The sequence below is a fragment of the Mesorhizobium sp. M2A.F.Ca.ET.067.02.1.1 genome, assembly GCF_004023285.1.
In the GTDB taxonomy this organism is placed as follows: Bacteria; Pseudomonadota; Alphaproteobacteria; order Rhizobiales; family Rhizobiaceae; genus Mesorhizobium.
In genome coordinates this window covers 1-11677 of the sequence record NZ_RZSB01000103.1, presented here as the reverse complement: position 1 = coordinate 11677, position 11677 = coordinate 1, and the positions used below count along the sequence as shown (strand labels likewise).

The following is an 11677-nucleotide window of genomic DNA, read 5'->3' as shown; positions in this document are numbered from 1 at the left end:
ACCGCGCACGGCAAACAGGAATTCCTCTCCAGGCTCCTGGCGCTCGACGATGACTTCGAATACCGCCACTTCGTCCCGGTCGAGATCATCGACGGCGGCGACAAGGTTGCCGCGCAGGTCGAGATCCATATGACGCGCCGTACCACCGGCGAGGAGCTCATCATGCGCACCGCCAATTTCTGGACGGTCCGCGACGGCGAGATCATCGAGATGGTGGAGTATTACGACACCGCGCTGGCGGCATCGGTGTTCTGAAAAAGATTTGGAGCGATCTGTCGGATCGCCTGTTGCCGCCTCGTCCTTGGGATGCCGACACGATGATGCCGGCATCAACCAGGGAGAATTGTCATGTCGGTACTGTCGTCCATCGGCCGCCTCGCCAACCGGTATGCCGAGGCGCGTGCCCGTCACCGCAGCGAGCGCATCCTGCTGTCGCTGCCCGCAGAGCTGCGCAAGGACATCGGCTTTCCGGAGATTTTCGAAACGCGCGAAAGCCGCCGCGCCAGCACCTTCTCGGCGAAGGTCATATAAAATGATGCTTTCAATGCGATTGTCCCGCGGCCGCGCGCCTTCAAGGCAAGGCGCTTAAGAAGAATTTCTGGAGGCATGTAGGATCGCCGCCGCTTCGTCCGTCCTTGGGCCGCAAGCCACGTCAAACCCGTGAAGAGGAACACGAATATGAACGACCAGACCCCGCCCCGCGCCAAGGTCCTTGGCGGACTGACCCCCTACCTGCAGGTCGACGGCGCCATCAAGGCCGCCGAATTCTACAAGAAGGCTTTTGGCGCGGAGGAAGTGTTCGCCTATCCGCCGGACGACAAGGGCCGCACCATGCATATCCATCTCTACGTCAACGGCTCGACGCTGATGCTGGGCGACGCCTATCCGGAACACGGCCATCCGCACCAGGCGGCGCAGGGCTATACGCTGCAGCTCCATCTCGGCAGCGACGACATCGACGCCTGGTGGAAGCGGGCGGTCGATGCCGGCTGCGAGGTCGTCACCCCGCTGCAGGTGATGTTCTGGGGCGACCGCTGGGGCCAGGTGAAAGACCCCTTCGGCATCGCCTGGGCGATGAACGCGCCGGTGAAGTGAGCCGTCCACCTCTCCTCCTGTCTGTGGGAGAGGTCGGATTGCCCCGATTTGCCCTTCGCAAATCGGCTGGCAATCCGGGTGAGGGGTAGCTTGGCGCCAGGCTGAGGCACCCTTCATCCAAGTCGGCGTTGCGCGCCGATCCACCTTCTCCCGCAAAGGGAGGAGGGAAAGCCGGGCCCAACCAAGGAGTTTCACCATGTCCTATGTCGACGGTTTCGTGATTGCCGTGCCGAAGGCAAATCTCGACGACTACAAGAAGCTGGCCAACACCGCGGGCCCGATTTGGATGGAGCACGGCGCGCTCTCCTATGTCGAATGCATCGGTGACGACGTGCCCTATGGCGAGCTGACCTCGTTTCCGCGTGCCGTACAGGCGAAGGACGACGAGATCGTCATCTTCGCCTGGGTCGTCTACGAATCCAGACAGAGCCGCGACGCGGTCATGGCCAAGGTGATGGCCGATGAACGTCTCAAGATGGACTGGTCCGCCATGCCCTTCGATGGCAAGCGCATGATCTTCGGCGGCTTCCAGCCGTTCATCGAGCTTTGATCACAGCCTATCGGTCGTCATCCACGGGCGGAGCAGGAGCGGAGCTCCTGCGCAGACCCGAGGATCCATGCCGTGACTTGGAAGCGCCGCGGCGGTCCAGAATTCTGCACCGTTGCACGTTTCGATCGAGGTAACGGCATGGATTCCAGGGTCTGCGCGCGTCGCTTCGCTCCTTGCTCCGCCCTGGAATGACGAGGTCGCGAGGTAGCGGCTAATCGCGGACCCCTGCGATGACTCAGAGCAAGCGGCCTGCCGGTTCAATGCTTGCTCTATCCGTTCTGCAGCTTGTCCAGCAGCGGCTTCAGTCGATCCCCATACCGCTTCCACAGATCGACCGAGCCCTGATACATCGGCTGGCGCACCTGCGCGGCGGAAGCGGTGCGCACCGGCCGGTCCGTCTCGTGGAAGGACAGAACCTTGTCGTCCCAGGGCAGGCCGAGATGCGCCATCAGCGCCCGCGTCTGCCCTTCCTGGTCGGCGACGAAATCCTCATAGCGCACATCGTGCACGACGCCTGGCAGCACCTTGTGCCAATGCGCCATGATGTCGGTGTAGAGGTTATGGAAATCCGCGAGCTCGCCTAGGTCGTAGCCGTAACGATGGCTGTCGCCGCGGAAATGCACCTTGAAGATCGACAGGCACGTCGCCGCCGCGTCGCGCGCGCAATGGACGATCTTGGCCTTCGGCAGCATCATGTGCAGGAAGCCGACCAGCATGAAGTTCCCCGGCATCTTGTCGGTGACATGGCGGTAGCCCGGATAGCGGCTATGCAGCATGTCGAGATAGGCCTGACCCGCCTCGGCGAAGGCCTTGTCGGGCGTGTCGGCGATCCCGGCGGGGAATCCACCCGGCATGCTCATCGGAAACTGCTTTCCGACGGCCGTCTTCAAGATGTTCAACTCGCCGGCGCCATAGACCTGCGGATGGCTGGCGATGATCTGCTCGACCAGCGTGGTGCCGGAACGCGGCATGCCGACAACGAAGATCGGCGTGTCGGCTGAAATATCGCTTGTCCGGTGCTTCTCGAAGAAGGTCTTGTCGAAGGCCGCTTTCATCGCCTCGAATTCGCCGCGCGTGCGGACCGGATCGTAGTCGATGCCCTGGCGGCGGATGGCATTGCCCTCGGCGAAATAGTCGAAAGCGCGGCCATAGTCCTTGAGGTCGTCATTGACCTTGCCGAGACCGAAGGAAAGCTGCATGCGCGCCAGGCTGCCCTGTGGCGCCTTGGCATGCTCGGCCTCCATGCCGGCAAGCTCCTTGTCGCGTTCGGTCTGACGCTTGACCTGGGTCAAAAGCAGCCAGGCCTTGGCCATGCCGGGAACAACGGCCACCGCCTGTCGGGCAAGATCGGCGGCTTCGTCGAGCTTGCCCTTCTCCATCATGGCCACGCCCAGGCCGTAGAGCAGCTCGGCGTCCTTCGGCCGGATCGACAAGGACTCGCGGAACAGCTTGATCGCCTCATCCAGCCGCCCGGCCTCCTGCAGCGTTTCCGCAAGCCCGATGCGGGCGCGGACATGGAACGGGTTGCGGCCGATCGTGCCGCGAAAGATCTCCTCGGCGGCGTCGAACTGGCCGAGCTGCTTCAGCGACGAGCCGAGATTGTCGCGCGCGGCCAGTTGGTCCGGCTTGATATCCACCGCGCCGCGAAAGAAATCGACCGCGGCGGCGACCCGGCCGAGGTCGCGCATGACGGTGCCCATATTGTTGAGGAAGTCGGCATTCCTGGGCTGCAGCGTCACCGACTGCTCGATGAGCTCGAGCCCCTCCTCGCTGCGGCCGGTCTGGTGCAGCAGCAGTCCGAGGAATTGCAAGGCGGCGGCATGGTTCGGCTGCTGCCCCAGAACCTGCCGATAGAGCGCCTCGGCTTCCTGACGGCGCCCGGCCTGGTGCAGCTGCAGCGCCCGCTGCACATAGGGATCGAGCGGGCTGGCCGTTCCCGGCTTGCCGCCCGCATTCGCCGCTCTTCTTTGATCTCTGTTAATGGGAAACCTGCCGTGTTTGTTGGTCCGCCGGACCTAAGCCATGCGGGCAAGAGATTCAAGGCTAAGCAACACCACGCGCATTGCGGTGTCCATACCCGCCTGTTGAGCCGGACACCGCGTTGCTTTTCAGCACGGCCCGTCGCCGACGACGCGGTAATCCGCCGCGCGGGCCTCGCATGCGTTCGGGAAAGTGCGCACTTGCCCATGGCGCCTGGCGCAGACCGGGGCGTATTCGCGTGTGCAGAATGTCGGCTCGCCGCCACCACCGCCGTCGCGGCAAGGACCGTCGCGCAGGATGCGATACCCTTCCCGTTCGGCCAGGCAGGCATTGGCGAAGGTCTGGCGGTCGCCGCCGCGCCGGGCGCAGACCGGTTGGTATTGCATGGTGCAGAGCTGCGGATGCGGCCTGGGCGGGCGCGGCCGGGGCCCATCGTCGACGACCACCGTACAGGCCGCCAGCAGCGCGGACAGGATGAAAATGACAGCGGCCTGACGCGAGATCGCAAGAAACCGCATCTGTCCCTCCTTCATCCCGACCCGGTGATGCCAACTCGCGACATCCTCGCATTCCCCGCGGCAAACGCAACCACCGTTTGTGGCGCCCCCAGGCCCTTGGCCGACAGCCCCGCTCTGGCCCATGCTTGGCCCCTCTCTGGCCGATGACCCGTGCCGGCACGGGGTCTACTCGAAGCCCAGCGTTGGACGCGCCGCGGGCCGCCCGCGACCGTCGTCTTGCAACCATCACGTTTCCGTGTAATAAATTTCCCCGTTCGGGCATTTGCGACCCGGAGAGCGGAACGTTTTGGACGACCTTTCCCCGATAAGTGTGAATCTCTGACAACCCCGTTTTTCGGCGGGGGGTTTGACCATGCGCGAATGCATGACCGCCGAAGCAACCACCGGGATTTGCCCAAGGCGCGAGGCAGCGGGCAAACCACAAGACTGACACGGGTGAAGGAGTTTCCCCAATGGCCCAGACCGGTACCGTAAAGTTCTTCAACGCCACCAAAGGCTTCGGCTTCATCACGCCGGATGGCGGCGCCAAGGACGTGTTCGTCCATATTTCCGCGATCGAGGCATCCGGCCTGCGCACGCTGGTCGACGGCCAGAAGGTCACCTTCGACGTCGAGCCGGACCGCATGGGCAAAGGCCCGAAGGCGGTCAACCTGCGCGCCGCCTGATCGGCGCAATCGCCTGTCCTTTGCGGATGCAATGATGCGGCAGGATCCTGAACGGGCTTTTGGACAGGCTCGAAATTGCGAAGGCGCGACGGAACCGTCGCGCCTTTTTCGCGCGCAAATGCTTGGATCGGCAGGCGAAAACTTTCTCTTGCCGATGACGCTAAAATAAAGGACAAATTTCCTCTCGGGCAATTTGCCGGCCCGAGACTTGACTTGATGGGATCAAAGGAGTTTCCCATGCCGCAGACCGGCACCGTCAAATTCTTCAACCATGCCAAGGGCTTCGGCTTCATCACGCCCGACGATGGCGCAAAGGATGTCTTCGTCCACATCTCGGCCGTGCAGGCGTCGGGCCTTCCCGGTCTTGAGGATGGGCAGAAAGTGACATTCGACACCGAGCCGGACAAGCGCGGTAAGGGTCCGAAGGCCGTCAATCTGTCGATCGGCTGAGCCGGCTCACGACGGATCCGACGGAGGCTATGTCAGGCGGGGCGCTCCCGCCCGGTATCGGGCTGTGCCCAAGCCTCGAAAAACCGCCAGGCCACGAAAAATCGTTTACGCCGATTTCCGTTCAGCCTCCGTTCAGCCACGGTCTTCTATTAACCTTTTCTAAAGCCGGTCCGTATCCCCAAAAAAATGCGCGGGCCGGCGCGAAGGAGACCGAAGATGAACCGTTTTCTCAAGACCGCCATCCTGAGCGTTGGCATTGCCGCGACCACCCTGGCCACCTTCTCGGCGGCCAATGCTGACGACTGGCGCTGGCACCATCATCGCCATCATAACGGCGACGCTCTTGCCGCTGGCGTTGTCGGCCTCGCGGCCGGCGCCCTGATCGGCAGCGCGCTCAGCAACCCCGGACCACGCTATTACGAACCGGCCTATGGTGACGACTACTATGTCGATCGGCCGGTGCGCCGCTACTACGTGCAGCAGCCGCGTGTCGTCTATGCCGACCGCTATGCCGAGCCGTGGACCCGCGGCTGGTATGAGTATTGCTCGGACCGCTACCGCACCTTCAACTCGCGTACCGGCACGTTCACCGGCAATGATGGCGAGCAGCATTTCTGCGTCGCCAACTAGGCGGAGCTTTTGAGCACCGCCTGGGTTCCCTGCCCAGAAAAGCGCCGCCTCCAGCGGCGCTTTTTCTTTGCATGCGGGTCAGGTGAGAAAGGGATTGGTCCGCCGTTCGTCGCCGAAACGGCTGCCCGGTCCATGGCCGCAGATGAAGCCGATATCGTCGCCAAGCGGCAGAAGCTTGTCCTTGATCGAGGCGATCAGCGCGGCGTGGTCGCCGCCAGGCAGATCGGTGCGGCCGATCGAGCCGCGGAACAGCACGTCACCGACATGCGCGAACTTGGCCGCGCGGTTGTAGTAGACGACATGGCCCGGCGCGTGCCCCGGGCAATGCAGCACTTCGAACACGTGATCGCCGAAGGACACCGTCTCGCCTTCGGTGAGGAAGCGGTCCGGCACGCAGTTACGCACCGGATCGGTCAGGCCGAAGCGCTTGGCCTGGTTCTCGAGATTGGCAAGCAGCGGCTTGTCGGCTTCGTGCGGGCCGATAATGTCGATGCCCAGCGCATCCTTCAACTCCATCGCGCCGCCGGCATGGTCGATATGGCCATGCGTGATCCAGATCGCGCCGGCCTTGATGGCATTGTCCTTCAGCACCTTGAGCACCTGGTCAATATCGCCGCCGGGATCGACGACGACGCCGTTCTTGTCGTCCATGTCGAACAGGATGGTGCAGTTCTGCTGGAACGGCGTGACCGGCACGATGCCGGCATTGAGCTGACCCATGGCTTTCCTTTCTCGAGCAATTCCAGGAAAAGTCCGAACCGCTCCGGTTGTCGCCCTGATGTAGACAGGCCGGCAAACGCCGTCCACTGCCGGCCGGCATAAATATCCCGGCAACGAAAATGGGCGGCCGAAGCCGCCCATTTGAAAGCCTGAAGCGGCAGGCCTTACTTCTTCATCGCACCCATGACCGCGCCGATGATGGCGGTCAGGATCGCGCCGCCGCCGGCGCCGCCGACGATGTTCTGCACGTTGAGCGCGCTGCCAAGTCCGCCTGCCGCGGCCGCCGCCGGATCGACCGTGCCGCCGCCGAGAAGGCTGCCGAGAATGGCCGCCCCGGCGACGCCGCCGATGGCACCGCCGAGGATTTTGGGAAGCTGACCCAACGCCGCCTGCTTGAGCGCCGCGCCGACCGCTTGGCCACCGATGACACCCGTAATCACCTGTATAACGATCGCAACGAGCGTGTTCGTATCCATGTAACTAGTCCCTCCATAGCCGCCTGCCTCCAAGGGCCGACACCGTCATGAGACGCCGAACCGTCCGAAAGTCAAATGCATGAAAGCTTAAATAAAAAGGGCGGCCCGAAAACCGCCCCTATTGCACAAAAAGCTGTGACTATCGCTATTCTGCGGCGATCGCGTGCTTTGGTTGCACTGCAGCAGAATAGTCGTTCATCAAGGTCTTGGCGATCTCGCCAACCTCGAATCGGTATGGACCGATCTCCGAAACCGGTGTTACCTCGGCCGCGGTACCGGTCAGGAAGCATTGCTCGAAACCTTCGAGATCTTCCGGCATGATGGCGCGCTCGATCACTTCGAAACCACGATCCTTGGCCAGGCCGATCACCGTGCGGCGGGTGATGCCGTCGAGGAAGCAGTCGGGCGTCGGCGTATGGATCTTGCCGTCCTTGACGAAGAAGATATTGGCGCCGGTGGCTTCCGCCACCTGGCCGCGCCAGTCGAGCATCATGGCGTCGGCATAGCCCTTGGCCTCGGCAGCATGTTTGGACAGCGTGCAGATCATGTAGAGGCCGGCGGCCTTGGACTTGGACGGCGCGGTGCGCGGATCGGGCCGTCGCCATTCGGCGACATCGAGACGGATGCCCTTGAGCTTCTGCGCGGGATCGAAATAGCTCGGCCATTGCCAGATGGCGATGGCGCAATTGATGCGGTTGTTCTGCGCCGAGACGCCCATCTGCTCGCTGCCGCGCCAGGCGATCGGACGCACATAGGCGTCCTGAAAACCCTGCTTCTTCAAAAGCGTCCGGCAGGCCTCGTCGATCTCGGCGACCGGATAGGGAATCTTGAAGCCCAAGAGGCGTGCCGATTCATGCAGACGCTCATTGTGCTCGGTCAGCTTGAAGATCTGGCCGCCGTAGGCGCGCTCGCCCTCGAAGACGGCGCTGGCATAGTGCAGGCCGTGGGTCAGCACATGGATCTTGGCGTCGGCCCATTTGACGAACTCGCCGTTCATCCAGATGAAGCCGTCCAGTTGATCGAAGGGAACGGATGCCATGGAAACCTCCCGCGGGCGGGTGCCCGCAAATCGTTATGTTTTTTATAGCCTTCGTGCCGGCCCCATCACAGGATCCGAACAGGATCCGAAACGCTGGCCAGTGCTTGGAAGCGTAGGCGGATATTCAATTCGTGGCAAACTCAGGAAGTTCCGGAAAAACGGCTTCCGCTTGCCTTTTCGTTCGCAATCCGCCGAAAAGCTTGTCAAAAATTATCATTGCCCGGGAATTACGTCAATAGTACTGACATAATTCCCGCCTCGCATGGAGAAATTGATGACGAGACCCGCAGCCGGAAAACCGATCAGGACGGCGATCGCCGATGAGGACGGCATCGACTTCGCCATCATCGAACTGTTCTTTTTCGCCTATCGCGATTTCACCTCCGACCCGGACCAGATCCTCGCGGACTATGGCTTCGGCCGCGCCCATCACCGTGTGCTGCACTTCGTCAACCGCAGGCCGGGCCTCACCGTCGCCGAGCTGCTCGATGTGCTGAAGATCACCAAGCAGAGCCTTGCGCGGGTTTTGAAGCAGCTGATCGACACCGATCATATCGTCCAGGTGCAGGGCCCGCGCGACCGCCGGCAGCGCGAGCTCTACCCGACCGCCAAGGGCCGCGCGCTGGCCTTGGCATTGGCGCGGCCACAGTCGCGCCGCATCCGTGCGGCATTGGAGGATTCCGGAGCCACCGAACGCGCCACGATCGAGCGATTCCTGGAAGCGATGGTCAATCCGGAACTAAGAGCGCAGATCGACATTGTGCCTGCGCAAACATCGGGGAAGAACCATGGAGACCATTGAGAAGGTCGATCATCCGGCCGCGCCCGACGATGACGCGCCGCATCTTCTGGTCGTTGACGACGACACGCGTATCCGCAACCTGCTCAAGCAGTATCTGTCCGAGAATGGCTTTCGCGTCACTGTCGCTGGCAATTCCGGCGAAGCCAGGCGCAAGCTCGCCGGCCTCGACTTCGACCTTCTGGTGCTCGATGTCATGATGCCGGGCGAAACCGGCGTCGATCTCACCAAGGCGCTGCGGGCCGAGAAGAACGTGCCGATCCTGATGCTGACGGCGCTGTCCGAGACCGACAGCCGCATCAGCGGGCTGGAAGCCGGCGCCGATGACTACCTGCCGAAACCGTTCGATCCGCGCGAGCTGATCCTGCGCATCAACAACATCCTGCGCCGTGGCGGCCCGGCCGCAACGCCGAAGGTGGAACAGCTGGTGTTCGGGCCCTACACGTTCCAGATCGCCAAGCGCGAATTGAAGCGCGGCGGCGAGGCGCTTAAGCTGACCGACCGCGAGCAGGAGATCCTCGCGATCTTCGCCGCGCGGGCGGGCGAGACCATACCGCGCCATGAGCTGGTCGGCGATGAATCGGATGTCGGCGAGCGCACCATCGACGTGCAGATCAACCGGCTGCGCCGCAAGATCGAGCGCGATCCGTCCAATCCGGTGTGGCTGCAGACGGTGCGCGGTATTGGGTATCGGCTCAGCGTCGAATAGACTACCGTCGAAGGCCCTTTGCTGAACAGGCCATCGACGAGCGGAAGGCGAATGGCGACCACGCAACTGGAACAGCCGAAAGGGAGCGGCCCCGGCGACCTCGCGCTGCGGACGCTGAGGGCGATGCCGCGCGCCTGGAACCGGTTCTGGCGCTTGATCGCGCTCTACATGCCGAAGCGGCTCTACGCCCGCTCGCTGATCATCGTCATCGCGCCGATGATCCTGCTGCAGTCGGTGATCGCCTTCGTCTTCATGGAACGCCATTGGCAGACGGTCACCCAGCGCCTGTCGCAGGCGACGATCTCGGACATTGCTGCCGTCATCGACATGATGGAGACCTATCCGCACGACGCTGACTACGCCAACATCATCCGCATCGCCCAGGACCGCATGCAGTTGAAAGTGGATCTGCTGCCGCCAGATCCGTTGCCGCCGCCCGGCCCGAAGCCGTTCTTCTCGATCCTCGACGAGGCGCTGTCGTCGGAGATCACGAGACAGATCAACCGTCCGTTCTGGATCGACACGGTCGGCAACTCGAACGTCGTCGAGGTCCGCGTCCAGCTCGAAGGCAAAGTGCTGCGCGTCTTCGTGCGGCGCAGCCAGGCTTATGCCTCGAATACGCATATCTTCCTGATCTGGATGGTCGGCACCTCGCTGGTTCTGCTGATGATTGCCATTCCCTTCCTGCGCAATCAGATCAGGCCGATCCTGACGCTCGCCGAGGCCGCCGAGAGTTTCGGCAAGGGCCGGCCGATGCCGCGCGATTTCCGCCCGCGCGGCGCCGAGGAGGTTCGCCGCGCCGGCTTCGCCTTCATCCAGATGCGTGAGCGTATCGAGCGCCAGATCGAGCAGCGCACCGCCATGCTGACCGGCGTCAGCCACGACCTCAGGACCATCCTCACCCGCTTCAAGCTGCAGCTGGCCCTGGCCGGCGGCAAAGCGGAGACCAAGGCCGCGCTGAACCAGGACATCGACGACATGCAGTCGATGCTGGAAGGCTATCTCGCCTTTGCCCGTGGCGAGTCCGCGGAGGACACCGGACGCTTCGACCTCAACGCCTATTTCCAGAAGCTCGGCGAGGAAGCGCAATTGCGTCGCTGCCAGCTCACGACGACGCTGGCCGGCGATCCGGCCGTGCATGTGCGGCCGAACGCCTTTGCCCGTTTGCTTTCGAACGTCATCGGAAACGCTTTCCGCTATGCCAAAACCGTCGAGGTCCACGCCGATCACGCTCGCGGCTCGCTCACCGTCACCATCGACGACAATGGGCCGGGTATCGCGCCCGACAAGCGTGAAGAGGTGTTCAAGCCATTCCTGCGATTGGACGAGGCGCGCAACCTGGATGCCAGCGGCACCGGACTTGGCCTGTCGATCGCCCGCGACATCGCCCGCAGCCATGGCGGAGACATCAGCCTCGAGGACAGTCCGCTCGGCGGCCTGCGCGCCGTCATCAAGGTGCCCGCCTAGCCAGAGCATGATCCCGAACCGACCTTCGTTTCGGACAAGATCATGCTCAATCAAAAAGCAGCTTCATCCGCCCGTCATGAAATCATGGTGAAGAGCGCGCATGAAGCGCGCGACTCTTGTTGATTCGGCTCTGCCGCCCCGCTTCGATCCCGCCCCTGCCCGGGTGCGCTGGAGCGAGGCGCGAGCTGCCGCCTGGCTGCCGTTCCGGCACCGCGCCGGCGCGTCCAGGAGTTATCGCGGCGATGGACCGTCATACGTAGCGGGATCGCCATGCGCATCCTGATGGTCACCGACGCCTGGCGGCCGCAGGTCAATGGCGTGGTGCACACGCTCGAACGCCTCACCGAGGCGCTGAAGCCCTTCGACGTCGAGCTCGACTTCCTGACGCCGAACCTCTTTCGCACCTTGCCGATGCCGACCTATCCCGACATCCGGCTCGCGTTGACGACGCCGGGTCATGTGGCGCGCCGGATCGAGGCCGCCAAGGCCGACCACATCCACATCGTCACCGAGGGTCCGCTCGGCATCATGGCGCGCCGCTATTGCCGCAAGGCCGGCCGCCCCTTCACCACCAGCTAC

The 11677-nt window shown here is 63.2% G+C and carries 16 protein-coding genes; 11 read left to right on the top strand and 5 right to left on the bottom strand.

Features of this window, described 5'->3' with window-relative positions; genetic code table 11:
- The 4 genes from EOA28_RS10820 to EOA28_RS10805 all read left to right on the top strand — a co-directional run.
- The coding region (locus tag EOA28_RS10820; RefSeq protein WP_189342004.1) for a nuclear transport factor 2 family protein at window positions 1-255 on the top strand (255 nt) is incomplete at its 5' end.
- 93 nt (window positions 256-348) lie between these two features.
- Entirely contained in the window at window positions 349-531 is a 183-nt protein-coding gene (locus EOA28_RS10815) for a hypothetical protein (RefSeq protein WP_042645761.1), read from the top strand.
- A 147-nt stretch (window positions 532-678) separates the two neighbouring features.
- Window positions 679-1095, top strand: coding sequence for a glyoxalase/bleomycin resistance/extradiol dioxygenase family protein (locus EOA28_RS10810; RefSeq protein ID WP_126081680.1), 417 nt, complete (start codon window positions 679-681; stop codon window positions 1093-1095).
- Between the two features lie 196 nt (window positions 1096-1291).
- Window positions 1292-1645: a DUF1428 family protein gene (locus EOA28_RS10805; protein ID WP_042640215.1), complete on the top strand. Its 354-nt coding sequence runs from the start codon at window positions 1292-1294 to the stop codon at window positions 1643-1645.
- Window positions 1646-1914: 269 nt separating this feature from the next.
- Here the strand turns inward: EOA28_RS10805 and EOA28_RS10800 are convergent, their stop codons facing one another.
- On the bottom strand, window positions 1915-3555 hold the full coding sequence (locus EOA28_RS10800; RefSeq protein ID WP_126081678.1) for a tetratricopeptide repeat-containing sulfotransferase family protein: 1641 nt from the start codon (window positions 3553-3555) through the stop codon (window positions 1915-1917).
- Between the two features lie 198 nt (window positions 3556-3753).
- Complete coding sequence (locus EOA28_RS10795) at window positions 3754-4143, bottom strand: Kazal-type serine protease inhibitor domain-containing protein (protein ID WP_126081677.1); 390 nt, start codon at window positions 4141-4143, stop codon at window positions 3754-3756.
- A gap of 452 nt (window positions 4144-4595) precedes the next feature.
- Here EOA28_RS10795 and EOA28_RS10790 point away from each other — a divergent pair, with 452 nt between their 5' ends.
- From EOA28_RS10790 to EOA28_RS10780, 3 genes are all read left to right on the top strand, one after another.
- Window positions 4596-4808 carry a cold-shock protein gene (locus tag EOA28_RS10790; protein WP_006202520.1) on the top strand — a complete coding sequence of 71 codons (213 nt, stop codon included), beginning with the start codon at window positions 4596-4598 and terminating at the stop codon, window positions 4806-4808.
- A 237-nt stretch (window positions 4809-5045) separates the two neighbouring features.
- Window positions 5046-5258, top strand: a complete 213-nt coding sequence (locus EOA28_RS10785; RefSeq protein WP_006202521.1) for a cold-shock protein — start codon at window positions 5046-5048, stop codon at window positions 5256-5258.
- Window positions 5259-5474: 216 nt separating this feature from the next.
- Window positions 5475-5888, top strand: a complete 414-nt coding sequence (locus tag EOA28_RS10780) for a BA14K family protein (RefSeq protein WP_127251733.1) — start codon at window positions 5475-5477, stop codon at window positions 5886-5888.
- Between the two features lie 78 nt (window positions 5889-5966).
- Here the strand turns inward: EOA28_RS10780 and EOA28_RS10775 are convergent, their stop codons facing one another.
- The 3 genes from EOA28_RS10775 to EOA28_RS10765 all read right to left on the bottom strand — a co-directional run bounded on the left by EOA28_RS10775 (window position 5967) and on the right by EOA28_RS10765 (window position 8123).
- On the bottom strand, window positions 5967-6608 hold the full coding sequence (locus tag EOA28_RS10775; RefSeq protein WP_127251734.1) for an MBL fold metallo-hydrolase: 642 nt from the start codon (window positions 6606-6608) through the stop codon (window positions 5967-5969).
- Between the two features lie 164 nt (window positions 6609-6772).
- On the bottom strand, window positions 6773-7084 hold the full coding sequence (locus tag EOA28_RS10770) for a hypothetical protein (protein WP_128314885.1): 312 nt from the start codon (window positions 7082-7084) through the stop codon (window positions 6773-6775).
- Window positions 7085-7229: 145 nt separating this feature from the next.
- Window positions 7230-8123, bottom strand: coding sequence for a branched-chain amino acid aminotransferase (locus tag EOA28_RS10765; RefSeq protein ID WP_127251736.1), 894 nt, complete (start codon window positions 8121-8123; stop codon window positions 7230-7232).
- 274 nt (window positions 8124-8397) lie between these two features.
- Between EOA28_RS10765 and EOA28_RS10760 the strand changes: the two genes are divergently transcribed.
- The 4 genes from EOA28_RS10760 to EOA28_RS10745 all read left to right on the top strand — a co-directional run.
- Window positions 8398-8925 (top strand): MarR family transcriptional regulator, encoded by a 528-nt coding sequence (locus EOA28_RS10760; RefSeq protein ID WP_128314884.1) that lies wholly within the window; start codon window positions 8398-8400, stop codon window positions 8923-8925.
- Window positions 8912-9631: a response regulator transcription factor gene (locus EOA28_RS10755; RefSeq protein WP_126081672.1), complete on the top strand. Its 720-nt coding sequence runs from the start codon at window positions 8912-8914 to the stop codon at window positions 9629-9631. Before EOA28_RS10760 ends, EOA28_RS10755 begins: the two co-directional genes overlap by 14 nt.
- A gap of 51 nt (window positions 9632-9682) precedes the next feature.
- The gene (locus EOA28_RS10750; protein WP_127251737.1) at window positions 9683-11098 is read left to right on the top strand and encodes an ATP-binding protein; all 1416 of its coding nucleotides are present in this window, start codon (window positions 9683-9685) and stop codon (window positions 11096-11098) included.
- Between the two features lie 270 nt (window positions 11099-11368).
- On the top strand, window positions 11369-11677 hold a 309-nt coding region (locus tag EOA28_RS10745), incomplete at its 3' end, for a glycosyltransferase (protein ID WP_148670682.1).